Genomic DNA, 24,459 nt, shown 5'->3' on the forward strand with positions numbered 1-24,459 from the left:
ACCGATGATCAAGACAAAACCCGTGATCGCCGTTATCGCTTGCGTCCGCGAGGTCGAGGGCGAGGCGGCAAGCATCGTCAAGCGGCGCTATCTCGATGCTGTTGCCCGTTTCTGCGATGCCGTTCCGGTGATCGCGCCTGCGATGGGGTGCGCGGAGGATGCCGCCGCCCTCGTCGCGCGGGTCGACGCCGTGTTGCTGACCGGCTCGAATTCCAACATCGAGCCGTCGCGTTACGCGCCGGAGATGGCCGGCTCGCCGCCCTACGACCCTGAGCGCGACGAAACCTCCGCCGCGCTGATCGCGGCGGCGATGGCTGCAAAAAAGCCGCTTTTTGGCGTCTGCCGGGGCTTGCAGGAGATCAATGTCGCGCTCGGCGGTACCCTGGTCGACGAGCGGGCGGCCGGTCTCGGCGGCCCGTCGCATCACGCGCCCGACGGAGCCGATCTGGCGGAGATGTTTGCCTATGGGCACGAGGCGGTGGCCGAGCCGGGCGGTGTGATGGAAACCATCGCGGGGGCCAGGCCGGTCCGGATCAACAGCGTCCATTTCCAGCGTGTCGACCGTCTTGCGAGCGGATTGCGCGTCGAGGCGCGCGCGGCTGACGGCGTTGTCGAGGCGGTGTCGTCGACGCCGGGCGGTCCGCCCGTTCTCGCGGTGCAGTGGCACCCGGAATGGCAGCCCGAGGGACGGGCGCACGACATGGCCTTCTGGCGTCATGTCGGCCAGGTGACGCGTGCGGCCATGCGGTGAGCAATTCACCGTATCGATAAAAAAAATCTATCTCTCGAATTCCGCATTCGAATTGGACACATGGCCGCCGATGCCCTGAAATACTGGTATCTGATAACGGTGAAGGTGCTATGACAGACAAGAAGCTTTATCTCAAATTCATCGAGTCTGGCGTTCAGGGGATCATTTCCCTTTATTGGGAAAACGCTCCGGAGACCTGCAAGGCGATCTGGGGTGCGCTTGAGACCCCGATCCAGGTTCCGGCAAGCCACGCCATCTTTTCGGGTCCCGAAATCATGATGGGTCTGCCTGAAAGCGCCCGCACGTTCGACCCCACGACACTTCCGCCGGAAAACCAGACCGTCTACCCGGAGCCCGGCGACATGCTGTGGTTCTATCAGCCGAAGAACTTCTTCAAGATCGATCCCGACGAGTTTTGGGAAATCGGCATGTTCTACGGTGTTGGCGGTCGCACGTTCGGCCCCACCGGCTGGATCCCTTGCACCTATTTTGCCCGGATGACCGAAGGCCTCGACGCCATCGCCGAGCAGTGCAAGCTGATCCGCAAGGAAGGCATGAAGACGATCGAACTCGGTCGCCTCGTGTAATCTGGAAGCGGATGCGGCCCGACTGTGCCGGGCCGCATCCCTCTCGACTGCAAAAAAAAACCAGAGAGGACCTCTGCCATGAAGGTGATTACGACATTTGCCGCTTCCGGCATCGCGGCGTTGATGGCAACCGGGGCTCTTGCCGCCGGCGAGACCATCACGATCAATTCCTTCGGCGGCGCCTACGAAAAAGCGCATCGTCAGTGCATCATCGATCCGTTCGAGAAGGAAACCGGCGCTTCCGTCCAGATCGTGACCGCCTATTCCGCGGATGCCTTCGCCCAGCTTCGTGCCCAGAAGGACGCTCCGCAGTTCGACGTCATCCATTTTTCCGGCGGTCAGGAGATCGTCGGCGCCAAGGAAGGCCTGCTGTCGCCGATCGATCCGGCCAGCCTGTCGAACGCGGCAAACCTCTACGACATCGCCAAGGCGAACCTTGCCGCAGGCGAGGGGCCGGCCTATTCGATCGCCGCAATCGGCCTTGTCTACAATGCCGAGACCGCACCCGCCAAGCCGGCCAAGTGGACCGACCTCTTCGACGAGTCCTATGCCGACCACATCGTGCTGACGGATATTTCCAATGGCTACGGCATGCTGGGCTTCCTGATGCTCAACAAGGTGCGTGGCGGCACGCTGGATGACATCCAGCCGGGTCTCGACGCCGTGACCGAGCTGCTCGACAATGGCGCCATCGTCGTGTCGACCTCGCCGGAAATCCAGCAGGAGTTCGCCCAGAACGACGCCTGGGTCGCGCCTTATGCCTCCGACTATGCCTTCACGCTGCGCAAGGCCGGTCTGCCGTCCGCCTTCGTGCAGGGCGAGGAAGGCACGCCGGCGAGCTTCATCACCGCCAACCTTGTCGCCGGTCGCGAAAATCAGGACCTGGCGCTGAAGTTCATCGACATGTCGATCTCGCGCGAGGCACAGGAGTGCTTTGCCGGTGCGCTGCGCTACTCGCCGACCAACAAGACGGTGGAACTGTCCGATGACGTCGCAGCCGATGTCGCTTACGGTGAGGAAGCCGTTGCCGGTCTGCTGCGGTTCGATCCGACGGCAATCGAGGCGAAGCGCTCGCAATGGGTCGATGCCTGGAACCGGACCATCGCCCGTTAAGACCAAATCACACCGCACCGCCGCGTGGCCGCCTGGTCATGCGGCGGTGGCTGTTTCAACGACCGACCGGCGCGAGCCGGCGCAAGGCAAGGGACCCCGATGAACGATCGCGCGGAAAACACGCTGCTGGTCTTGCCTGGCCTGGCTTTGCTGGCCCTGGCGTTCTTCGTCCCCATCACCCAGATGCTGATCCTGTCGGTATCCGGCGATGACGGGCCGACGCTGGCCCATTTCACCCGCTTCCTGGGTGACCCCTATTATCTCGGCGTGCTGTGGCGCACGGTGCGCCTGTCCGTCCTGATCACGCTGATCTGCGCGGCAATCGGCTTCCCGCTCGCCTATATCATGGCGCGCGTCGGCCCCCGGTTGCGGCTCTGGCTGATCGTGCTGGTGATCCTCCCGCTGATGACCAGCGTCGTGGTACGCACCTTCGGATGGATGGTGCTCCTGTCGCGCTCCGGGTTGATCCCCGACATGCTGCGCGACCTCGGTCTCGTCGGGCGCAATTTCGCGATCATGCAGACGGAAACCGCCATTGTCATCGGCATGGTTCAGGTGCTCCTGCCCTTCATGACGCTGTCGATCCTGGGTATCGTCACCCGCATCGATCCGCGTCTGGAAGAAGCCGCGCGCACCATGGGCTGCTCCTTCCTGCAAAGCTTGCGCACCGTGGTGCTGCCGTTGGCCGTGCCCGGCATCATCGCCGGATCCCTGCTGGTCTTTACCTTGTCGGCGAGCTCCTTCGTGACGCCCAACCTGCTCGGCGGCGCACGCATCCAGGTGCTGGCGGCCTCCATCTACCGCTCGGTGACGCAGACGCTCGACTGGCCCTTCGCGGCCGCCCAGGCGGTGATCCTCTTCGTCGGCATCCTGCTCATTCTCGTCCCTTACGCCCGTCTCGCCGGAGGTCGGTCAAATGGTTAAGTCCATCTCGACGCCGCTGCGCATCGCCACGATGGTGTTCGTGGTGTTCACGGCGATCTTCCTGCTGGCGCCGCTTGTCGTCGTCGTTGGCGTATCGGTCTCCGAAAGCCAGTTCATCGCCTTCCCGCCATCCGGCTTTTCGCTGCGCTGGTACGAGGAGGTCCTCGGTTCGGATGCCTATGTGGGGGCTGCCTGGATCAGCCTTCGGGTGGCGATCCTGGTCACGATCACCGCGACCGTTGTCGGCGGTGCGGCTGCGATTGCCCTGCACCGGCGCAAGCTGCCGTTTTCCAGCGCGCTTGCAACCTTCTTCCTGTCGCCGCTGGTGCTGCCGACGATCATCTACGCCATCGGCATGCTGATGCTGTGGAGCGCGATCTTCGGTCCCGTCTCCATCGTCACGCTCTGGCTGAGCCACACGGTCGTCACCATTCCCTATGTGGTGCGCACGACACTCGCCGTCCTGTCGGAATCCAATCCGTTCCTGGAAGAGGCGGCGCAGACAATGGGCGCAAGCCGTCTCCAGCGGCTCTGGCTGGTGGTCGTGCCGCAGTGCCGTCCGGGGCTGATCGCGGGTGCCTTCTTCGCCTTCAACATCTCCTTCGACGAGGCGGTCCTGGCGTTGTTCCTGCGCAAGCCCGGCCTGACGACCCTGCCGGTGCAGATCTATGGCCAGCTCGAGTTCAGCCCCGACCCGTCGGTCGCCGCTGTCTCCACCATCATGATCGCCCTAACCATCACCTTGATCCTGGTTATCGACCGCATGCTCGGTGTCCAGAAATTCGCGAGTGCCTGACCCATGGCTGACGTCCGTCTCACACAGATCAAGAAGTCTTTCGGCCAGGTCGAGGTTCTTCACGGGATCACGCTCGACATCGTGTCGGGCGAATTCATCAGCCTGCTCGGCGCCTCGGGCTGTGGCAAGACCACGCTGCTGCGCATTGTCGCCGGCCTTGAGGGCGTGACCAGCGGCACGGTGGAAATCGCCGGCCGCGACGTGACGGAGCTTCCCCCGGAAAAGCGCGACATCTCGATGATGTTCCAGTCCTACGCGCTTCTTCCGCATCTCTCCGTTTCCGAAAACGTCCGCTTTCCCCTGCGCATGCGCAAGATCGGCAGCCGTGACGAGCAGGCGGAGAAGGTTCGCGACGCGCTGGAGACCGTGCAACTCGGACATCTCGCCGACCGCAAGCCCCGCCAGTTGTCCGGTGGCCAGCAGCAGCGCGTCGCGCTGGCGCGTGCCATCGTCTCGCGCCCGCAGGTCCTTCTTCTCGACGAGCCGCTGTCCAATCTCGATGCACGGCTGCGCGAAGACATGCAGGTCGAACTGATCGAGATCCACAAACGTCTCGGCCTGACGTCGATCTTCGTCACCCACGACCAGGAAGAGGCGCTGAGCCTTTCCGACCGGGTCGTGCTGCTCAACGGCGGCAAGGTCGAGCAGGAAGGTGCGCCGAGCGAGATCTATTCCAACCCGGCGACGGGTTTCGCCTCGAACTTCCTGGGCGCGGCAAATCTCCTGCCCGCGACACTGTCGCAGACCTCCGGCGGACGGGCGGCGAAGCTGGAGGACGGTCAGGTCATCCCGATCGAGGCGGGCGAGGACGGCGACGTCACGCTGTCCCTGCGCCAGGAGGATGCGACCCTTTGCGCCGACGGTGAGGGCGCGCTCTCGGGTGTGGTTGCCGCACGCATCTATCTCGGCGCGCGCAACCGCTATGTCGTCAAGGTCGCGGGCCATGAGGTGCGCGTCCTGACCGGCACGGAGGATGTGTTCGAAAGCGGTACGCGTGTCGGTCTGAAGATCGACCCGGCCCGCGTGCGCGTCCTGCCCCGCGACTGACCCACCTGCCGCCGCCCCATTTCAGACCTTGCCGATGCGCATCACGCGCGGCGGGTGCCGCACGACCTCAAGACGGAGACAACCGATCATGATCGCTTTCGAGACCGGCCTGTTCATCGATGGTGCCTTTGTTGCCGGGGAGGGCGCTTGCGAGCCGGCGCACGATCCCGCGCGCGGAACGCTGCTTGCCGATGTACCCTCCGCAAGCCCGGCGCAGGTCGATCGTGCCGTTGAGGCCGCTCACGCGGCTTTCGCCACGTGGCGCCGGACAACGCCCAAGGAGCGCAGCCGCCTGCTGTGGTCGATTGCCGATGCGGTGGAGGCGAATGCCGACACGCTGGCGGAGGTGGAATCGCTGAACGCCGGCAAGCCGCGCCGCTTCGTCGCCCTGGCGGAACTGGCGAATGTCGCCGATGTCTTCCGCTTCTTCGCAACCGCCGTGCGCAACATGCCGGCGGTCGCCGCAAACGGCTACCGCTCCGACACGATGACCTCGATGCTGCGGCGCGATCCGATCGGCGTGATCGCCTCGATCGCGCCCTGGAACTATCCGCTGCTGATGGCGGCCTGGAAGCTGGCGCCGGCGCTTGCCGCCGGCAACACCGTGGTGATCAAGCCCTCGGAAAACACCCCGCTCAGCCTGCTCACCTTTGCCGGCATCCTCGGCGAAATCCTGCCCAAGGGCGTGGTCAACGTGATCTGCGGCAATGGCCCGGATGTCGGCCAGCGGCTGATCACCCACGATCTGGTGCGGATGATTTCGCTCACCGGCGACGTGCGTACCGGCCGCGCCATCCTGAAGGCGGCGGCGGGCGATTCCATCAAGCGCACCCATCTGGAGCTTGGCGGCAAGGCGCCGGTGATCGTGCTGAAGGACGCCGACCTCGACGCGGTTGTCTCGACGATGCGCGAGGCGAGCTTCTACAACGCCGGCCAGGATTGCACGGCGGCCTGCCGGGTGCTGGTCGACGCCTCGGTCGCCGACGAGCTTGCGGCGAAACTGGCGGAAATGGTCGGCAGCCTCGTCTACGGCGAACCGGAGCGCGACGACGTCGAGTTCGGCCCGCTGATCAGCCGGGCCCAGCAGCAGCGCGTCGCGGGCTTCGTCGAACGCGCCCGCGCGGCCGGGGCGGAGGTCCTTGCCGGCGGCAACATCGTAGAGGGACCGGGCTTCTTCCACGAGCCGACACTGGTGCGCGCGCCGATCGACGCGGAGATTGTCCAGAAGGAGGTCTTCGGTCCGGTGGTGACGCTGACGCCGTTCGACACGCCCGAACAGGCGCTCGCCTTTGCCAATGCGTCGGAATACGGGCTTGCGTCTTCCGTGTGGTCGCGCGACGGACAGGCCGCGATGAATATCGCCAACGCGCTGGAATACGGCGTCACCTGGGTGAACACGCATGGCGTTTTTGCCACGGAGATGCCGCATGGCGGCATGAAGAATTCCGGCTATGGTTCGGATCTTTCCATGCAGTCCCTGCTCGACTACACCCAGGTGCGCCATGTGATGATCGCGTCCTGATCTTTCCGCCCGGGCGGGCGTCTGCGAAAGGCGATGGATCCGTGATATGAATGGACGCATGCGCCTGCTGGACATGAAAACCTTTGTCGCGCTCGCCCGCAACCGCCATTTCGGGCGTACGGCGGAAGAGCTGAACACGACCCAGCCGGCCATCTCCAGCCGGCTGGCCTCCATCGAGCGCGAACTGGGCTGCCGGCTTGTCATCCGCGGCGACGGGCGCTTTGCGCTGACCGGCGATGGCGAACGGGTCCTGCAACATTTCGAAACGGTCCTGGACGATATCGATGCGCTGAAGGATTCGCTGGCGGGCGCAAATCATCACAGCCACGAGCCCTTGCGCATCGGCGCAATCGATTCGGTGTCCTCGACCTGGATGCCGCAGCTGATCGAGGCGCTCCACACGCAGTTTCCAGGTTTGAAAATCGAGCTGACGGTGGATGGCACCAAGCCGCTTGTCTCCGGCATGCGCAAGGGCGAATTCGATCTGATCTTCTGCCTGCACCCGGTGCTCGACGAGGGATTTCGCAGTTACACAGCCTGCGTGTTCCAGATGAGCTGGGCCGGGTCGCCGAAGCTGATCGATCCCGACCGGGTCTATTCGGTGGCGAGTCTCGCGGACTTGCCGATCATCTCGTTTCCGAAAAATTCTCCGCCCTATCAGATGGTGGCGCCCTACTTCCACGACGAGCAGGCGCTCGCGTCAAAGCTGACGAGCTGCAATTCGCTGTTTGCGATCATCAACTTGCTGATCGACGGCTTCGGCGTTGGCGCTGTGCCGACGGTTACAATCTGGCGGGAGCTGGAAATGGGGCTTTTGAAGACGATCACCGTCACCAAGCGCTTCCCGCCGATGCCGATCATCGCCTCCTACCAGGCAAGCCTGCGACAGGAGTTCATCGGACAGATCGTGCGTCAGGCGAAACACTGCGCCGCCGACTATTGCGCCAGTGTCACGCCCGACATGGTGTGGCTCGATTGATGCGATGCGCGCCCGTCAGGCCGTTGCGGCCTGCGCGCGTGCCAGGCGGGCCTCGCGAAAGGAGACGAGCCGGTTTTGTGCCTCGTCCCAAAGCGCGAGCTTCACGCAGGAAAAACTCTGCCACAGCGTGATGCGGCCGATGTCGCCAAGTTCCGGATGGTCGCGCAGGATTTCAGGCAGCCGGTAGAACGGCACCTTCGAGCACAGGTGGTGCACGTGGTGGATGCCGATGTTGCCGCTGAACCAGCGCAGGACGGCCGGCAGGTCATAATGCGAACTGCCGTGCAGGGCGGCGTGCTGGAATGTCCAGTCGTCCGACTGCGACCAGTGGGTGCCCTCGAACTGGTGCTGGACGTAGAACAGCCAGACGCCACCGGTGGCGGCCATCAGCGTGATCGGGATCTGGACCATCAGGAAGGGACCGAGGCCGATCAGCCAGATCAGGACGGTAACAGGAAGCGCCACGGCCAGATTCGTGGAGATCGTCGAAACCCACGGACGCGGACCGGCGCGCATCAGGCCGATCGGCAGCCGGTACTGGCATACGAACAGCCAGGCGGGTCCGAGGCCGAACATCACGAGGGGATGGCGATAGAGGCGGTAGCGCAGTTTCGCGAATCGCGACAGCGCCTGGTATTCGGCGACCGTGAGCGTGTCGACATCGCCGATGCCGCGCTGGTCGAGATTGCCGGCCGTCGCATGATGGACGGCGTGGGTGTGCCGCCAGTAGTCGTAAGGGGTCAGGGTCAAGACGCCGATCACCCGGCCGACCCAGTCGTTGGCGGAACGCCTGGAAAACAGCGATCCGTGTCCGCAGTCGTGCTGCAGGATGAACAGGCGCACCAGAAACCCGGCGGCGGGGATCGTCAGCAACAGCCCCCACCAGTGTCCATGGATCGCGGCAAGCGCGCTAAGCGCCCAAAGACCGGCGAAGGGCACGGCCGTGAGGGCGATCTCCAGACAACTGCGCAACGTGCTCGGCGCCCTGTATTTCATCAGGACCTTGCCCCAGGCACGGGCCTCGGCGGCCTTCATGGCGTGATCGGTGGAAGCTGCGTGCATGGATACCTCGAGAGCGGGACGACGACCCCGATGTGGTCCGTCGGCACGTTGCGATCAAGACGGGCCTGCCCGATATCTCGGGCGGGGCCTGAACAAACCGCGCATGAACGAAAAAAGGCCGGGCGATGCCCGGCCTTTCTGGATTCCCGACGATCGCGCCCACCGGAAAACGGTCGCGGATCGAAGTCGGTAAATCAAGCTTCCTGCAGGTTGTCCGCAGCGCTCTTGCCCGAACGGCTGTCCTTGACGACGTCGAAGGACAGCTTCTGGCCTTCCACGATCGTGTGCAGGCCGGCGCGCTCGACGGCGGAGATGTGAACGAAAACGTCCGGGCCGCCGTTGTCGGGCTGAATGAAGCCGAAGCCTTTGGTGGTGTTGAAGAACTTAACGGTACCAGTGTTCATGACGATTTCCTTTCAATCGGTCATAAAAAATGCCTGCCACGCGAAAGCCGCGCGGCCAGCGGTTAGGATCGACATTGAGAAGGAAGTTCGTCGTAGCGCCGAAGCACGGTAACAAAGTTCTACCAGCAAGATCGATAGAGAGCTTATAGCCGCAATCGGTGTTCAAAATAAGATGCTAAAAAAAATAAATTTGCGGAGCCGGATTGCACGCGGTCGGGGCCGTCTCGGCGGGCCCGCCCGATGAAGGATACCCGCGTTTTTCCTCACTCGGCGGGTTTTTCGAACTGGACCCCGAGTTCCGTACCGGTACGCCAGCGCACCATGGCAAGGACCTGGATGTCCTCGTTGACGATGCGCAGCTCGAAGCGGTCGGGAATGTCGAGCGTGCTCGGCAATTTCAGCAGGGCGCCGTCTTCCGACAGGTTTCGCACGCGACAGTCGTAGACAATTGTGTGATTGCCGAGCACGATCTTGCCGCTCTTCAGGGTGCGGTGACGCGGACTGCTGCGCCGGTTCTTGTCGGTCATCGTGCGTTGGCCTCGTTCCGCTTGCTCGTCAATTGTCACCATTCCCGATCATCCTCTCCGTCTTCGGCCTGATTGTGCCGTCAATCGGGCAATTTCGCGCCCCTAACCCGACGCAGATGCGGCACAGGATATGCACAGCGATGCGGCCGGGTCAGCCTTGAGCCGCCCGTGCGAGATGTCTTCGTCGCAGGACAGGCAGCTGCCGTAGGTTCCTGAATCGATGCGGTGAACAGCGGCGTCGATTCGGGCCAGGTCGGCCGCGCGCTGGCGTTCGGAGGCCTGCGCCATGGCCTGTCCCTGCAAGGCATCCATCCGTGACACCCGCCCCACGGATTGCTGGTCCAGTGCGACGACGTCACGCGCGTCGCGTGTCAGCCCACTCAGCTCGGCGATCTCGCGCTTGCGCGCAAGCAGCGCCTGACGTGCCTCTTCCGGATCGATCATCGATGTGGTTCCCACTGCACCCGACGGCGCAAAGGTTCCACAGCCGCCGCGTTCGCGCAATGGGGTGATCGCAAGGGCGCCCCGCGGGACGCGACGAAAGCGGGCGCTTGACCGCCGGGCCCCGGGCAGGCATGTCCTTTGTTCCTGCGTCTCTGTCGACCGCAAGGGTGGAGTGAAACCATGACGATGCTGATAGCCGGACTGATCATCTTTTTTGGGGTCCACACCCTGCCCATGAAGCCGGAGCTGCGCGGGCGGATGCGCGCGCGTCTCGGCGATCTCGGCTACAAGGGCGCCTTCGCCCTCGTGTCGCTGCTGGGTCTCGTGCTCATTGTCTACGGATACGGCATGGCGCGGGCCGCCGGGCCGGTTCTCCTGTATTCGCCGCCCGTGTGGATGAGCCATATCACCATGCTGTTGATGCTGCCGGTGTTCGTGTTGCTCGTCGCGGCCTACGCGCCCACCGGCCACATCAAGGCCCGGGTCAAGCATCCGATGATCCTCGCCGTGAAGGTCTGGGCGCTGGCCCATCTTCTCGCGAACGGCGATCTGGCCTCCGTCGTCCTGTTCGGTGGCTTCCTGGCCTGGGGGGTGGTTGATCGCATCTCCTTGAAGAAGCGCGGTGACATCGGCGGGGCGGGCGCGCTGCGCAAGTCGGTCGCGGGCGACGCGATTTCGGTCGTGGCCGGCCTCGGTCTCTATGCCGCCTTCGTCGTCTTTCTGCACATGTGGCTGATCGGCGTTCCCGTCATCTAGGGCGGGCGGCGGCGGCATCGCGTTTGCGGCCGCCTCACTTGTGCCATCAAGACGCGCAACGCAAGCGGCTGAAGCGGGCTGAAACCGGTTTGTTCGCTGGCTTGGACGGTCCTCAAAGGCCGTTTGCCAGTGTCAGGTCAAATGGATAAGGTGGCGCCGCGCGGCACGGGTCGCGCGCTCCATGGAATTTTTTCGGGAAAACGCAGCGTATGTCGGACATTTTTCGCGAGGTCGACGAGGAAATCAGGCACGAGCGCTACAAGCGCCTCTGGGACCGGTTCGGCCCCTATCTGATCGGCCTCGCCGTGTTGATCGTTGTCGGAACCGCCGCCTTCCGCGGCTGGGTCTACTGGCGCGAAACCCAGGCGCAGGCCTCCGGCGATGTCTTCGTTCAGGCCGTGCGCCTGGCGGAGGACGGCAAGTTCGCGGAAGCCGAGGCCCGCTTCGGCGAGCTCGCGGACGCCCCCGGGGGCTATCCGACGCTGGCACGGCTGCGCGTGGCCGGCCTTCAGGCGCAGGCCGACGATCCGGCCGCGGCGCTTGCCAGCTTCGACGCGGTGGCCGCCGACAGCGGCGTAGACAATGCGCTGCGCGACATCGCGCGCCTGCGCGCCGGATATGTCGCGCTCGACACCCAGGATTTCGCCGGCGCCGCCGATCGGCTCGAGCCGTTGGCGGGTGACGACAACGCCTTGCGCTTCCTCGCCCGCGAGGCGCTCGCGCTTGGCGCCTGGAAGGCGGGCAATGCACAGGACGCGCGGCGCTGGATCGCGGGCATCCTCGAGCAGGAAGGCGCACCGAGCGATGTCGCCACCCGCGCCCAGACCGTGCTCGACCTGCTGAACGCCGCCGAGGGAACCCCCGACGACAAGGCTGACTCATGATGACAGTGCCCGCGTTCAAATGGGCCGCGCTTCTGGGCGCGGCACTCGCGCTTTCCGCATGCGAGACGGTCTCCGACCTCAACCCGTTCTCCAAGGAAGACATTCTTCCCGGTGAACGCGAGGCGCTGTTCGACAATGCCGATCCGCTCGCTGGCGAAACGGCGCGCAATGCCAGCGTCGGCGGGGCGTCTTCCGTGACCTGGAGCCAGGGCGCGGGCGATGCCGCCAACAACCCTGGGAATGTCGCGGTCACTATTTCCGGCGGACGCTCGTGGCGCTCGTCGGTCGGCAGCGCCGGCGGCGGTTTGTTCTCCGGAAGCGTGCGCACGGCCGCCCGCCCGGTCTCCGCAGGCGGACGGATCTTTGTCTACAAGCAAAATGGCGACGTGGTCGCGCTGTCGGCCAACGGCGGTCGGCTGTGGAGCCGCTCGCTGCGCCCCGAGGGCGAGCGTGACGTGGCCTCCGGCGGTGGCGTTGCCGCCGACGGCGGGCGCGTGTTCGCCGCGACCGGCTACGGCCAGCTTGCAGCGCTCGACGCCGCGTCCGGCCGGGTGCTGTGGTCGAAGGACATCGGCGCGCCGGCACGTCAGGCGCCCGCGGCGTCCGGCGGAAATGTATTCGCGGTGACCCAGAACGGTGAAATCCATGCCCTCAAGCAGGGCGATGGCGAGGAAAGCTGGACCTATACCGGGATCGCGGAAAACAGCGGCCTGCTCGCCTTCGCAAATCCGGCGGTTGCCGGCGGGATGGTGATCGTGCCCTTCACCTCGGGCGAGGTGATGGCGCTCGACATCAAGAGCGGCGAGCCGAAGTGGATCGAGGGCGTGACCCGCTCCTACCGCACGCGCGCGGTCTCCGGCTTTTCCGATGTCGCCGCAAGCCCGGTGGTCTCCGGCGGCGTTGTCTATTCCTCCGGCGTGTCGGGCCGTCTGGTCGCGAGCCGCCTGAAGACCGGCGAGCGGGTGTGGGAGCAGGACGTCGGATCGCTGCACACGCCGGTCGTCTCCGGCAACGCCGTGTTCCTGATCGACATCGAGGACCGTATGGTCGCGCTCGACCGCAAGACCGGCGATCCGCTGTGGCGCACGGTGCTGCCGAATGTCGAAGGTCGCAAGAAATCGCGAATCAACTGGGCCGGCCCGGTGCTTGCCAACGGCGTTCTCGTCGCCGTATCGAGCGACGGACGGCTGGTGCGCGTCGATGCGACGTCGGGACGGGTGCTTGGAACCTCCGAGACGTCGGAAGACATTTATGTTACGCCGATCATCGCCGGTGGCCGCATGATCACCATCACTTCGAAAGGCGACGTCGTCGCCTTCAATTGACGCGCGGATCGCGTTCCATTCCCGGCTATCGCCTAGGGCGCCGCCCGGGGGTGGGGCGGCCGCTTACCGGATGACGCACCTGTGCCTGCAATGATCGCCATTATCGGACGGCCGAACGTCGGCAAGTCCACCTTGTTCAACCGCCTCGTCGGCAAGCGTCTGGCGCTTGTCGACGACACGCCCGGCGTAACCCGCGACCGGCGGGCCGGCGACGCCCGCCTCGGCGATCTGCGTTTCACGATCCTCGACACCGCCGGCCTTGAGGAGGCGGAGGCCCGCACGCTCGAGGGCCGCATGCGCGCCCAGACGGAAGAAGCGATTGCGGATGCCGACGCGGTCATCTTCGTGGTCGATGCGCGCGCCGGCATCACGCCCAGCGACAGTCATTTCGCCAATCTGCTGCGCCGGACAGAGACGCCGGTGATCCTGGTCGCCAACAAGGCGGAGGGCCGTGCGGGCGAGCACGGGCTTTATGAAGCCTTCGGTCTCGGCTTCGGCGAGCCGATTGCGCTGTCGGCCGAGCACGGCGAGGGGCTCTCCGATCTCTACGATTCGCTTTTGCCGATCGTCGATGCGGCGGATGCCGAGGCGGAGATAGAGGCCATCGCCGAAGCCGACGTGAACGTCGATCTCGATCCGGATGCGGAAGAAGAAGACAAGGGGCCTGCGGCCGGCACCGTCGAAAAGCCGTTGCGCGTTGCCGTCGTCGGGCGCCCCAATGCGGGCAAGTCGACCCTGATCAACCGCCTGCTTGGCGAGGAACGCCTGCTCACCGGCCCGGAGGCCGGGATCACCCGCGACAGCATTTCCGTCGACTGGGTCTGGCGCGACCATCATGTGAAACTGTTCGACACCGCCGGCATCCGCCGCAAGGCGCGCGTGCAGGAAAAGCTGGAAAAGCTCTCCGTGGCCGATGCGCTCCGCGCGATCAAGTTCGCGGAAGTGGTCATCGTCACGCTGGATGCGACGATGTCCTTCGAAAAGCAGGACCTGCAGATCATCGAGCTGTGCGCGCGCGAAGGCCGGGCCATCGTGATCGCGATCAACAAGTGGGATCTGATCGAGGACCGCTCGGAAGCCATGCAACGGCTGAACGATGCGGCGGAACGCTATCTGAACCAGATCCGCGGCGTCCAGATCGTGACCCTGTCCGGCCTGCACGGGCGCGGCCTCGACAAATTGTTCGAGGCGGCGTTCAAGGCCTACGAGATGTGGAACCGGCGCATTTCCACCTCGCGTCTCAACCGCTGGCTCGACGGTGTTCTGGTGCACCATCCGCCCCCCGCCGTTGCCGGGCGGCGTATCAAGCTGCGCTACATCACCCAGGCCAAGGCACGTCCGCCGCATTTCATCGTATTCTGTTCGCGTCCCGAGGCGTTGCCTGAAAGCTACACCCGCTATCTGGTGAACGGTCTGCGCGAGCGCTTCGAAATGCCGGGAACGCCGATCCGCCTCAGCTATCGCAAGGGCGAGAACCCCTATGCGGCCAAGGCGAAGAAGCGCAACATCCAGTAGGTCACGTAAAGCGGTCTAGCTAATAGACTTTGTGAAGCCGCCTAGAATAGATCCAACAAATGAACCGACTTTAATGTAATTCGATATACTTGGGGGTGTTTCTTCGCTCTTGGACAGAAGGTGTTCGATGTTTTTAACACCAATTTGTTCGGTCGAATTTACTCTTATGATGCTTATGCACTTCGATGTCAATTGTACATTAATGAAACTTGCTGATCCATCCAACGTTTCGTAAGTATTGGAAGTTCTTATCAAGCCTTCTGAAATCATCCAGAATATAACATCAACGATATCTTGTTTAAAATTTTTACCTTCAGAGTTATCTAGACCAAGATACTCTGAGGCAGTTTCGCTGTCTAATTCAACCCTTGAAAGGCCTTCATTAAATAGCTTTGAAATTACTCTTCCGACGATTTCGTAATGAAACTCCATTTTGGAAGTCATTGAATGCGTCCTATCTGGAACTAATCTCAATACTTTTCATGTTCTTTCGACGATGACGATGTGCAGCGCGCGCGGTCCGTGCGCGCCAAGCAGCAGTGTCTGCTCGATGTCGGCGGAGCGCGACGGGCCGGTGATCATGTTCACCGTGCGCGGCATGACGCCCTTGCCGAACCGCTCGCGGATGCGCGCCCACACGCTTTCATAGTCGCCGGCGATGTCGGCTTCCTCCAGCACCACGATGTGGTGCTCGGGCAGGAAATTGAGCGTCGTCGGATTGTCCGGGCCGGACACCAGCATCAAGGTCCCCGTCTCCGCGACGCCGCCGAGCGCATGCGAGACGGTGGCGAGATCGGCGTTTTCCGCGCGGCCTGTCAGGGTTTCCATGTGCTTTTGTGCCGACCACGGCATCTCCGAAAGGCGTGGGTCCTCGCCCATGCGCACGGTCGCCGGCAGGTTCTTCGACTTCAGATAGGCGGCAACCGCCTCCGGCACCCCCTCGCGCGATCCGACCCGCACGACGCTTGCCTGAACCGCCTCCGCCATCTTCCGGAAAAGGGCTGTGCGCTCCGCGCCGTCCACCTGGCCGCGCGCCGGGATCGGGCCGCGGGGGCTTCGTTGCAGCCGGTCGGCGACGGCCGCCTTGCGGTCGATGTCATCGGCCTTTCGGCCCATGGCGCTGCGCATTTTTGCAAGGATCGCGCGTCGGGCGTCGCTCATGCGGCGTGTCTCCGTTTCGCCCACTGTGCCTGAAAGGTCCCGCCTTCGGGGGCGGGAAGATCGCGGTATTTCGTCCAGCCGCCGGCAAGCGGCATTGCGGAAAACCGCCCCTTGCCGCGTCCCAGCCGCCCGAGAACGGCCATCGCCACCCGGGTCGCCGCCTGATAGAGCGCCGGGCGTTTGGCAAAGAACACCCAGGCACCGAGCCCGTAGCGGGCGGTTGCCGGCGTGAGATTTCGGGAGAACTCGCGCTCGCGCCAGTGCCGCATCATCTTCGGCAGCGGAATGCGCATTGGACATACGCTCTCGCAGCGCCCGCAAAACGTCGAGGCGTTCGGCAGGTGCCCCGACTGGTCCACGCCCATCAGCGAGGGGGTGAGCACCGCGCCCATCGGCCCGGGATAAACCCAGCCATAGGCGTGCCCGCCGACCGCGTGATAGACGGGGCAATGGTTCATGCAGGCGCCGCAGCGGATGCAGCGCAGCATGTCCTGGAACTCGGTTCCCAGCATCGACGAGCGTCCGTTGTCCAGCAGGACGACGTGATAGTCCTCCGGCCCGTCGGGGTCGATGTCGCGTTTCGGGCCTGTCGAAAACGTCGTGTAGACCGACATGTCCTGGCCGGTCGCCGAGCGCGCCAGCACGCGCAGGATCTGCGACACGTCATCGAGCGTCGGGACGATCTTCTCGATCGAGGCGACGACGACATGCGTCTTCGGCAGGTTCTGCGTGAGGTCGCCGTTGCCCTCGTTGGTGACGATCACCGAGGTGCCGGTCTCCGCGATCAGGAAGTTGGCGCCGGTGATGCCGACGTCGGCCTCGAAGTACTTCTCGCGCAGCACGCCGCGTGCCTCGCTGAGGAGCGTGGTCGGTTCCTCCAGGTTGCGCGCCGGATCGAGATGCGTGTGCACCCGGCGGAAGTCCGCCTCCACCTGGTCCTTGTTGACGTGGACCGCCGGGGCGATGATGTGGCTGGGGTGCTCGCCGCGAAGCTGGATGATGTATTCGCCCAGATCCGTCTCCACCGGTGCGACCGCATGCTCCTCGAGAAAATCGTTGAGGCCGATTTCCTCGGTGATCATCGACTTGCCCTTGGTCACCGTGCGGGCGTTCTTGTCGCGGCAGATCTGGAGAATGATGCGCCGCGCATCGTCCGCCGTTTCCGCCCAGTGGACATGGCCTCCGGCGGCCTCCACCTTTTCCGCATAGGCCTCGAGATAGAGATCGAGATGCGCCAGCACGTGATCCTTGATGTCGCGCGCATTGTCGCGCAGCACGTCGAACTCCGGAAGGGCGGTGGCTGCCTTGGCGCGTTTTTCGATGAAGCCCTTGCGCACATTGCCGAGCGCGCGTTGCAACGGCGCGTCGTCGAGAGCCGTTCGGGCATTCTGCTTGAACCCGGGCGATGTGATCTGCATCTTCGCTTCGCTCCTTCGCGCGCCCTTTCAGGGCCGCGTTCACGCATTCGCAGGCGGGGCGTCTAGCGTCGGCCGCCACCGATTGCCGGCTGGTTCGTTATGCCGGCGAGCACTTCCGCCACATGGCGGGCCTCGATGGTCGCCCCCTCGCGCTTCAGCTTTCCGGCCATGTTCATCAGGCAGCCCAGGTCGCCGGCGAGCAGCAGGTCGGCGCCCGTGTCGGCAATGGTCCTGGTCTTTTCGCCGACGATCTTGTTGGAAATGTCGGGGTATTTGACGCAGAAGGTTCCGCCGAACCCGCAGCAGACGTCGCTGTCGCGCATTTCGGTGAGCTCCAGCCCGTCAACCGTTGCCAGCAGTTTGCGCGGCTGGCTCTGGATGCCGAGCTCGCGCAGGCCCGAGCAACTGTCGTGATAGGTTGCGGTCCCGTCGAAGCGGGCCTCGACGGCGGAGACGCCGAGTACGTCTGTCAGGAAGCTGACCAGTTCGAATACCCGAACGGAGAACGCCTCCGCGCGTGCCTTCATCGCCGGGTCGTCCTCGAACAGCTCGACATAGTGCTTCTTCAGCATGCCGGCGCAGGAGCCCGATGGCGCAACCACATAATCAAAGCCCTCGAAGGCACGGATCACCGATGCCGCGATGGCGCGTGTGTCGTCCCGGTCTCCGGAGTTGAAGGCCGGCTGTCCGCAGCAGGTCTGCGCCGCCGGCACCTCGACCGTGCAGCCGGCGTCTTCCATAAGCTTGACGGAAGCAAACCCCACGCTGGGCCGGAACAGGTCGACAAGGCAGGTGACGAACAGGCCGACCCGAGGTCCGCCAGGCGCCCCGCCGTTCTGGACATCGGCATGGGGCGGGTCCTGCGGCGCGGAAGATGTCATGGGGTCGTCGCTTCCTCTGAGGGGCGGCGGGAGGCACGCCGCCGCCGCGTATCGTCCTGTTTGGCATCGAGCCTTTGCTCCAGGCGCATGGCCGACACGCTGTTCCAGTTGCCGGTGCGCGCGACTTCATGCACCACCTGCTCGACGTAGTCTATATGCGCGGACGCCGCTTCGGTGGCGGCTTCCGGATCGCCGTTCATCACCGCAGTGTAGATGGCACGATGCTGGCACAGCAACTGCTCGCGCGAGCCCGGATTGCGATAGAGCTGAGCCCGATTGTAAAAGACACCGTCGGCGAGCAGGCGATAGCAGGAGCGCAGTGTGTGCAGCAGGACGATGTTGTGCGCGCTTTCGCCGATGGCCTGGTGAAACTCGACGTCGAGCTCGGCCTCTTCGGCAAAATCCGCCTTTTCGTGGGCTTCTTCCATCTTGCGGAAAATACGGGTGATGATCTCACGATCGGCCTCGGTCGCGCGCATTGCCGCAAAGCGGGCCGTGGTGCGTTCGATCTCCCGGCGGTATTCCAGATAGTCCGCGATCGCGGGCGGATGCCGGCGCACGAGTTCCACCACAGCGTCCGAGAACACGGTCCCGATCACGTCCGCGACAAAGGTGCCGCCGCCGTGTCGGGTCGCCAGCAGCCCGCGTTCCTCGAGCGTCTTGAGCGCATCGCGCAAAATCGGGCGCGAGACGTCCACCTTCTTCGCCAGCTCGCGCTCGGACGGCAGCCGGTCGCCCGGCCGCAGCACGCCCTGAAGGATGAGTTCTTCAACCTGATCGACAACCGCATCTGCCGTGCGATTGTGCTGGATCTTCTGGAATACCATTTTTCCGTTCGATTATATTGCAGTGCGTCCAAGTAATTATTGCGTCGCAACATGAAGAGCTTGCGCCAATCTTGTTTCGGGCAATCTATTCCGTGTTGCGTTGAGTGGTCAATATTGTTATCCAATTAACCGGAGCGGTTGTCTCGGTTGGGAGGCCGAGCCTTTGGTTGCATTTAGACGGCGTCACCGACCAATTCGTGTATCGGAAGGCGCCCGGAGCAGGCAAGGGGAAGAAATCGTTTCGTTGAATGCGTGAGACGCGAATGTGTCACGTTGGGGAACTGTCGGCGATCACTTTCCGGCAAGCCTTTTCGATGGGAGGACAGGTGCAGTGAAGAAAATTTTATCGACGATTGCCGTAACGGCGTCGCTTGTCACGGCGACGCCAGCCATGTCTCTGGACGATCTGAACTGGGACATGCAGTCCACATATCCGGGGTCGCTCACCCAGCTCGGCACGCTGGGCAAGGTCTTGTCGGAGCGCCTGACGGCGGTTTCCGGCGGGTCGATCAATCTGAAATTCCAGGAGCCGGGCGCGATCGTTCCGGCGCTTGAGACCTTCGATGCGGTCGCTTCCGGCGCCGTGCAGGCCGGCTGGTCGACACCGGGCTACTGGACGGGAAAGGACACCGCGCTCGCACTCTTTGCGGCGGTTCCCTTCGGCCCGCGCGCGTCGGAATACATCGCCTGGATGAAGTTCGGCGGCGGCAACGAGCTGTTCGACGAAATTTATGCGTCTTACGGCATCAAGTCTCTCGCCTGCGCTGTCATCGCGCCCGAGGCATCGGGCTGGTTCCGAAACGAGATCAACTCGGTCGACGATCTCAAGGGCCTGAAGATGCGTTTCTTCGGCCTCGGCGCCAAGGTCATGCAGAAGCTCGGGGTGTCCACGCAGCTGCTGGCCGGGGGCGACATCTTCCCCGCGCTCGAGCTTGGCACGATTGACGCGACCGAATTTTCCATGCCGGCGATCGACCTCAAGCTCGGCTTCTACCAGGTCGCCAAATACTACTACTTCCCGGGCTGGCACCAGCAGTCGACGATCTTCGAGCTGATGCTCAACAAGGACGAGTGGGACGCGCTCGACGACCAGACCAAGGCCGTGTTCGAGACCGTCTGCGACGCCAATATCACCTACGGCATTGCCGAGGGCGAGGCGATCCAGCCGGCCGCGATCGCGGAGCTGAAGGAAAAGGGCGTCAACATCCAGCAGTGGGATCCGGAAATCCTGGACGCGCTGCGCGTCGCCTGGCTCGAGGTGGTCGAGGAAGAAAAGGCAGCCAACCCGAACTTCGCCAAGGTCTGGGAATCGCTGACAAACTTCCGCGAGCAGTATGAAGGGTGGTCGGAGCTCGGCTATCTGAAGTAAGCGACGGTCACGAGACCGGGATTCGCGAAACATGTGCACGCCCCGCGCTGCCCTTCGGGACAAGCGGGGCGTGGTCATCCCGGGATCGATGGTGCGCGTGCAATCGCGGACCCGGTTCCGGCCTTTCGCGGCGACCGCATGCCGCCGGCGCGCTGCGCTCCCGCGGCTTTGGCTCGATGCCTCCGGTCAGGCCCGTACGCTTCCCCGGTTTTTCATGTCCAGCTCTCGCGCGCCCCGGCTGTCGGGTCGGGGTGCGGCCTTTCAAAATGCCCTCGTGCAGATGATTCCGCGGGTGGACGCGGGGTCGGGTGTCTCGGTCCGGGAGAAGAGCCTTTCATGTCGACGCTGCTCTGTTTGATTGGTATTGCGCTCGCGGCGCTTGCACTGGTGGGGGTCGGCGTGCCGGCCTATCTGTTGTGCGCCGTCGGTTTCGTCCTTTGCGTGATCGGCGGACTGGCGCGTGCGCGCCTCTCCGTTGCGATCGCGGGGATGGTCTTCACGATCTTCGCCTTCGCCATTGCGCCCGACGGGTTTTCCGCCGTGCTGCAGACGGCCGACGTCAACCCGAAGCGCTTTTTCAAGTTGTATGACGGTCTGTCCGGGCTGATCGGGTCGGTCACGGTCCTGGTGCTGACACTGGCGATGGTGCGTCGCAACGCGCCGCAATCCGCCGAGACGATGCTGGGCGCGTCGGACGATTTCGACAAGGTCGTGAACGGGGTCGGAAAACTGGCGTCCTGGTTGTTCATTCCGTTGATGGTCGTGATCTTCTACGATGTCAGCCAGCGCAAGATGCTGGATTTCGACAACAACATTATCGATTCCGCCTTCTATTTCGACAGCACCAAGCTGCAGGAACTCGAGTGGCACCTGCACTCGGTCCTGTTCCTGCTCTGCCTCGGCTTCGCCTACCGTTATGACGCCCATGTGCGTATCGAACTGGTGCGCGACCGCATGGCGCAACGCTCCCGGGTGTGGATGGAGCTTTTCGGCATCGTCTTCTTCCTGCTGACCTATTGCTACCTGATCGTCGAGTTCGGCTGGGTCTTCGCCAACAACTCCTTCAAGATTGGCGAGGTCTCGGCAGCACAGACCGGCCTGACCCATCGCTGGATCATCAAGGCGATGTTGCCGTTCGGTTTTGCGCTCCTGTTCACGGCCGGACTGTCGGCCGCGTTCCGCTGCGTCGTCTATCTGTTCGGCCCCACCTACCTCAACGACCGCGCCGGCGATTATGCCGGCACCCATCACGCGGATCTGCCGGAAGACGTGGCCATCAAGGGCCCGGTAACGGATTGATCGGGGAAAACGCACCATGACATTTGTGGAACTTCTGCCGATCTTCATGTTCCTGGCGCTCGGGCTTTTGCTCTTCACGGGCTTTCCCGTCGCCTTCATCCTCGGCGGCATCGGTCTCGGCTTTGCCTTTCTCGCGCAGGAACTCGGCGCCTTCAACGTCGCCCGCCTCGTCATCATCCCGAACCGCATCTTCGGCGGGACCATGGAAAACCCGGTCCTCGTCGCGATCCCGATGTTCATCTTCATGGGGACGATGCTGGAGAAGTCCGGCGTCGCCAAGGACCTGCTCAATTGCCTGCAGGTGCTGACCCGCCGGGTGCCGGGGGGGCTTGCACTTTCCGTCACGCTGATGGGCACAATCATGGCGGCGACCACAGGCATCATCGGCGCCTCGGTCGTCATGATGACGCTGCTGGCGTTGCCGGTGATGATGGAGCGCAACTACAATATTCCGCTGGCCACCGGCACCATCGCCTCCTCCGGAACGCTCGGCATCCTGATCCCGCCGTCGATCATGCTGGTGATCATGTCGGACCTGATGTCGATCCCGGTGGGCACGGTGTTCGTCGCCGCCATCGTCCCGGGGCTGTTGCTGGCCTCGCTTTACGCGCTCTATATTCTGGTGTTGTGCCACTTCAAGCCGCAGCTGGCGCCGCCGCTCCCGGACGACATCGGCCCGAAGACGCCGTCGGAATTCTGGATCATGATCCTGAAGAGTTTCATTCCGCCGGTCTTCCTTATCGTCATCGTGCTCGGCTCGATCTTCGCCGGCATCGCCACCCCGACGGAAGCCGCCGGCGTGGGGGCCGTCGGGGCGACGTTGCTCGCGTTGCTCAATCGCAAGCTGGCGTTCAAGGTGCTGCGCGACGTGTGTCACCGCTCGGCGCTGACGACCGCCATGCTCTTCGGCATCTTTTTGGGTGCGACCTGTTTCTCGCTGGTGTTTCGCTGGCTCGGCGGCGAGGTGCTGATCGACGAGTTCATCGCCTGGGCCGGTGTCGGATCATGGGGCATCCTGTTCGTGCTGATGGGCATGATCTTCTTCCTCGGCTTCTTTTTCGACTGGGTCGAGATCACGCTGATCGTGCTGCCCGTGTTCGGCCCGATTGTCGCCAAGCTCGATTTCGGCATGCATCTGGCCGGTTTCGACGGCGTGGGCGAGGTCGCCCTGATCTGGTTCACGATCCTGGTGTCGACCAACCTGCAGACCTCCTTCCTGACGCCGCCGTTCGGCTTCGCGCTGTTTTACATGAAGGGTGTGGCGCCGCCGGAGGTGAGCATTCAGCAGATCTACAAGGGCATCATTCCCTTCGTGCTGCTGCAGCTCATCGGTCTCGGCCTTTGTATTCTGTTTCCCGGCATCGTCCTGTGGCTTCCCAACGCATTGCTTTGAAAGGCCGTGCGTGACGTAATGCCGGGAGACCGCAAGCGGGCGGACGGATTCCGCCCGCGGTCAATGCAAGATGGGCGGCAGCGATGTCTGAGACGGACGACAGCGGCGCGCGGGGCGGAGGCCTTCCCGCTTTCGAGGCGCATCCTTCCCGTGCCCTTGTCATTGGCGAGGTGCACGCGCGCCCGTTCCATCCGCTGGCGGGACCGCGTGTGTTCCTGCGCTACGGCTTCATCGCCGACGAGACGGCGGCGGAGGCCGACCGCGACTGGTTCGGCCGCTACTGCCAGTCGGTAGGCGAGCAGGGACCGGGCAAGGCCTCCCGGCATCATCTGGTGCGCATCGGCGAAAGCGTGTTGCGCCGCGAGCGCCATGGCGAGTTCATCACCTACACCTGGGACGGGCCGCTGGAAGCTTCGCAGGATCTGGCCGGCGATCCGCCGGACCATCCCTTCGGCGCGCGCTTCCGCGCTCCCGGTCCGCTGATGGTCGCCGTGCGTTGCGATTTCCTGCCGGCCGACAGTGCCGCCTTCCAGCGCCAGTTCGACCGCTTCGACCAGACCAGCCTGTCGGTCTCCGATGTCGACCAGCAGGCGGCGATCATCGCCACCGACTTTCGCCAGGATCGCGACGGGCTGACCCGCATCCTGATCGGCGACCGGACGCTCAACCAGGTGCAGGCCGGCGCGCTGACACAGCGTCTTCTGGAACTCGAGACCTACCGCACCTTCGCCATGCTCGGTCTGACCGAGGCGAACCGGCAGGCGCCGAAGGTGTCGATCATCGAGACAGGACTGCTCGGCATCGCGGAGCGCATGCGCGCCAGCGAGGGACTGGAGGCCAACCGGCTCCTGCTCGACGAACTGACGCGGCTTGCGGCGGATCTGGAGGCGGGGGCGGCCGCAAGCGCCTATCGGCTGGGGGCGAGCCGCGCCTATTACCTCATTGTGCAACAACGCCTCGAAGCACTCGGCGAACAATCCCGCGACGGACATTTCACCTTCACCCAGTTCCTGACCCGGCGTCTGGCGCCGGCCATGCGCACCTGCGAAACGCTGGAGACACGCCAGGCCAACCTGTCGCGCAAGCTGGCACGTGCGGCAACGCTGTTGCGAACGCGCGTCGATGTGGAATTGCAGGAGCAAAACCGCGGGCAGCTCGCCGGGATGAACCGCCGTGCGCGCTTGCAGCTTCGCCTGCAGCAGACGGTGGAAGGTCTGTCGGTCGCCGCCGTCAGCTACTATGTCGTCGGCCTGTTCGCCTATCTTGCCAAGGCGCTCGCCGGCAGTCGGATCGGCGCTTACCTGCCGTCGCCGGGGGTGATGACCGGCCTTGCGGTTCCGGTGGTGCTGATCACGGTCTTTGTGCTCGTGCGCCGCATTCGCCGTCATCACGACGAGCGCGAGGGCGACGAGTGAGACCGTGCCGGACCATCGGCGGGCGCGACGGCCGTCTTCGCGACGCGTCGATCGTGCGCC

General features: G+C 64.0%; 25 protein-coding genes. 16 read left to right on the plus strand and 9 right to left on the minus strand.

Annotation, left to right across the window (positions count from 1 at the left end; translation table 11 throughout):
* The first annotated feature begins 4 nt into the window (after positions 1-4).
* The 8 genes from G572_RS0111105 to G572_RS0111140 all read left to right on the plus strand — a co-directional run bounded on the left by G572_RS0111105 (position 5) and on the right by G572_RS0111140 (position 7,719).
* Positions 5-751 (plus strand): gamma-glutamyl-gamma-aminobutyrate hydrolase family protein, encoded by a 747-nt coding sequence (locus G572_RS0111105; RefSeq protein WP_029058538.1) that lies wholly within the window; start codon positions 5-7, stop codon positions 749-751.
* A gap of 110 nt (positions 752-861) precedes the next feature.
* Positions 862-1,338 carry a DUF3830 family protein gene (locus tag G572_RS0111110; RefSeq protein ID WP_029058539.1) on the plus strand — a complete coding sequence of 159 codons (477 nt, stop codon included), beginning with the start codon at positions 862-864 and terminating at the stop codon, positions 1,336-1,338.
* A gap of 78 nt (positions 1,339-1,416) precedes the next feature.
* Entirely contained in the window at positions 1,417-2,451 is a 1,035-nt protein-coding gene (locus G572_RS0111115) for an ABC transporter substrate-binding protein (RefSeq protein WP_029058540.1), read from the plus strand.
* Between the two features lie 99 nt (positions 2,452-2,550).
* Positions 2,551-3,375: an ABC transporter permease gene (locus tag G572_RS0111120; protein ID WP_029058541.1), complete on the plus strand. Its 825-nt coding sequence runs from the start codon at positions 2,551-2,553 to the stop codon at positions 3,373-3,375.
* Positions 3,368-4,171 carry an ABC transporter permease gene (locus G572_RS0111125; protein WP_029058542.1) on the plus strand — a complete coding sequence of 268 codons (804 nt, stop codon included), beginning with the start codon at positions 3,368-3,370 and terminating at the stop codon, positions 4,169-4,171. The genes G572_RS0111120 and G572_RS0111125 overlap by 8 nt, the downstream gene beginning before the upstream one ends.
* A 3-nt stretch (positions 4,172-4,174) precedes the next feature.
* Positions 4,175-5,218 (plus strand): ABC transporter ATP-binding protein, encoded by a 1,044-nt coding sequence (locus G572_RS0111130; protein ID WP_029058543.1) that lies wholly within the window; start codon positions 4,175-4,177, stop codon positions 5,216-5,218.
* Positions 5,219-5,306: 88 nt separating this feature from the next.
* Positions 5,307-6,740, plus strand: a complete 1,434-nt coding sequence (locus G572_RS0111135; protein ID WP_029058544.1) for an aminobutyraldehyde dehydrogenase — start codon at positions 5,307-5,309, stop codon at positions 6,738-6,740.
* 46 nt (positions 6,741-6,786) lie between these two features.
* Positions 6,787-7,719: a LysR family transcriptional regulator gene (locus tag G572_RS0111140; RefSeq protein WP_245566205.1), complete on the plus strand. Its 933-nt coding sequence runs from the start codon at positions 6,787-6,789 to the stop codon at positions 7,717-7,719.
* 15 nt (positions 7,720-7,734) lie between these two features.
* Here G572_RS0111140 and G572_RS0111145 read toward each other — a convergent pair whose 3' ends face one another.
* The 4 genes from G572_RS0111145 to G572_RS0111160 form a co-directional block, all read right to left on the minus strand.
* Positions 7,735-8,781, minus strand: coding sequence for a fatty acid desaturase (locus G572_RS0111145; protein WP_029058546.1), 1,047 nt, complete (start codon positions 8,779-8,781; stop codon positions 7,735-7,737).
* Between the two features lie 194 nt (positions 8,782-8,975).
* Complete coding sequence (locus G572_RS0111150; RefSeq protein WP_029058547.1) at positions 8,976-9,185, minus strand: cold-shock protein; 210 nt, start codon at positions 9,183-9,185, stop codon at positions 8,976-8,978.
* Positions 9,186-9,448: 263 nt separating this feature from the next.
* Positions 9,449-9,712 carry a PilZ domain-containing protein gene (locus G572_RS0111155; protein WP_029058548.1) on the minus strand — a complete coding sequence of 88 codons (264 nt, stop codon included), beginning with the start codon at positions 9,710-9,712 and terminating at the stop codon, positions 9,449-9,451.
* 102 nt (positions 9,713-9,814) lie between these two features.
* Entirely contained in the window at positions 9,815-10,156 is a 342-nt protein-coding gene (locus G572_RS0111160; protein WP_029058549.1) for a TraR/DksA family transcriptional regulator, read from the minus strand.
* Between the two features lie 180 nt (positions 10,157-10,336).
* Here G572_RS0111160 and G572_RS0111165 point away from each other — a divergent pair, with 180 nt between their 5' ends.
* The 4 genes from G572_RS0111165 (at position 10,337) to der (ending at position 14,636) form a co-directional block, all read left to right on the plus strand.
* Positions 10,337-10,912, plus strand: a complete 576-nt coding sequence (locus tag G572_RS0111165; protein WP_029058550.1) for an NnrU family protein — start codon at positions 10,337-10,339, stop codon at positions 10,910-10,912.
* 209 nt (positions 10,913-11,121) lie between these two features.
* Entirely contained in the window at positions 11,122-11,796 is a 675-nt protein-coding gene (locus tag G572_RS0111170) for a tetratricopeptide repeat protein (protein ID WP_029058551.1), read from the plus strand.
* Positions 11,793-13,121 (plus strand): outer membrane protein assembly factor BamB family protein, encoded by a 1,329-nt coding sequence (locus tag G572_RS0111175; RefSeq protein ID WP_342664766.1) that lies wholly within the window; start codon positions 11,793-11,795, stop codon positions 13,119-13,121. Before G572_RS0111170 ends, G572_RS0111175 begins: the two co-directional genes overlap by 4 nt.
* 90 nt (positions 13,122-13,211) lie before the next feature.
* Positions 13,212-14,636, plus strand: coding sequence for a ribosome biogenesis GTPase Der (der, locus tag G572_RS0111180; protein WP_037546545.1), 1,425 nt, complete (start codon positions 13,212-13,214; stop codon positions 14,634-14,636).
* A gap of 15 nt (positions 14,637-14,651) precedes the next feature.
* On the opposite strand, the gene G572_RS26230 is transcribed toward der, so the two are convergent.
* The 5 genes from G572_RS26230 to G572_RS23515 all read right to left on the minus strand — a co-directional run bounded on the left by G572_RS26230 (position 14,652) and on the right by G572_RS23515 (position 18,923).
* Positions 14,652-15,080: a hypothetical protein gene (locus G572_RS26230; protein ID WP_156884561.1), complete on the minus strand. Its 429-nt coding sequence runs from the start codon at positions 15,078-15,080 to the stop codon at positions 14,652-14,654.
* A gap of 36 nt (positions 15,081-15,116) precedes the next feature.
* Entirely contained in the window at positions 15,117-15,797 is a 681-nt protein-coding gene (locus tag G572_RS0111185; RefSeq protein ID WP_029058554.1) for a LutC/YkgG family protein, read from the minus strand.
* Positions 15,794-17,215: a LutB/LldF family L-lactate oxidation iron-sulfur protein gene (locus G572_RS0111190; RefSeq protein ID WP_029058555.1), complete on the minus strand. Its 1,422-nt coding sequence runs from the start codon at positions 17,213-17,215 to the stop codon at positions 15,794-15,796. Before G572_RS0111190 ends, G572_RS0111185 begins: the two co-directional genes overlap by 4 nt.
* Positions 17,216-17,277: 62 nt before the next feature.
* Positions 17,278-18,096: a (Fe-S)-binding protein gene (locus G572_RS23510; protein ID WP_084650052.1), complete on the minus strand. Its 819-nt coding sequence runs from the start codon at positions 18,094-18,096 to the stop codon at positions 17,278-17,280.
* On the minus strand, positions 18,093-18,923 hold the full coding sequence (locus tag G572_RS23515; protein ID WP_037546553.1) for an FCD domain-containing protein: 831 nt from the start codon (positions 18,921-18,923) through the stop codon (positions 18,093-18,095). The genes G572_RS23510 and G572_RS23515 overlap by 4 nt, the downstream gene beginning before the upstream one ends.
* 331 nt (positions 18,924-19,254) lie before the next feature.
* Between G572_RS23515 and G572_RS0111205 the strand changes: the two genes are divergently transcribed.
* From G572_RS0111205 to G572_RS23520, 4 genes are all read left to right on the plus strand, one after another.
* Positions 19,255-20,292, plus strand: a complete 1,038-nt coding sequence (locus G572_RS0111205; protein WP_029058556.1) for a TRAP transporter substrate-binding protein — start codon at positions 19,255-19,257, stop codon at positions 20,290-20,292.
* Between the two features lie 336 nt (positions 20,293-20,628).
* Positions 20,629-21,591 carry a TRAP transporter small permease subunit gene (locus G572_RS0111210; RefSeq protein WP_208979088.1) on the plus strand — a complete coding sequence of 321 codons (963 nt, stop codon included), beginning with the start codon at positions 20,629-20,631 and terminating at the stop codon, positions 21,589-21,591.
* A gap of 16 nt (positions 21,592-21,607) precedes the next feature.
* Positions 21,608-22,984, plus strand: coding sequence for a TRAP transporter large permease (locus G572_RS0111215; RefSeq protein WP_029058558.1), 1,377 nt, complete (start codon positions 21,608-21,610; stop codon positions 22,982-22,984).
* An 83-nt stretch (positions 22,985-23,067) separates the two neighbouring features.
* Positions 23,068-24,399 carry a DUF3422 family protein gene (locus G572_RS23520; protein WP_051242199.1) on the plus strand — a complete coding sequence of 444 codons (1,332 nt, stop codon included), beginning with the start codon at positions 23,068-23,070 and terminating at the stop codon, positions 24,397-24,399.
* Positions 24,400-24,459: the final 60 nt, after the last annotated feature.

Source organism: Stappia stellulata DSM 5886 (genome assembly GCF_000423705.1).
Taxonomy (GTDB): Bacteria; Pseudomonadota; Alphaproteobacteria; order Rhizobiales; family Stappiaceae; genus Stappia; species Stappia stellulata.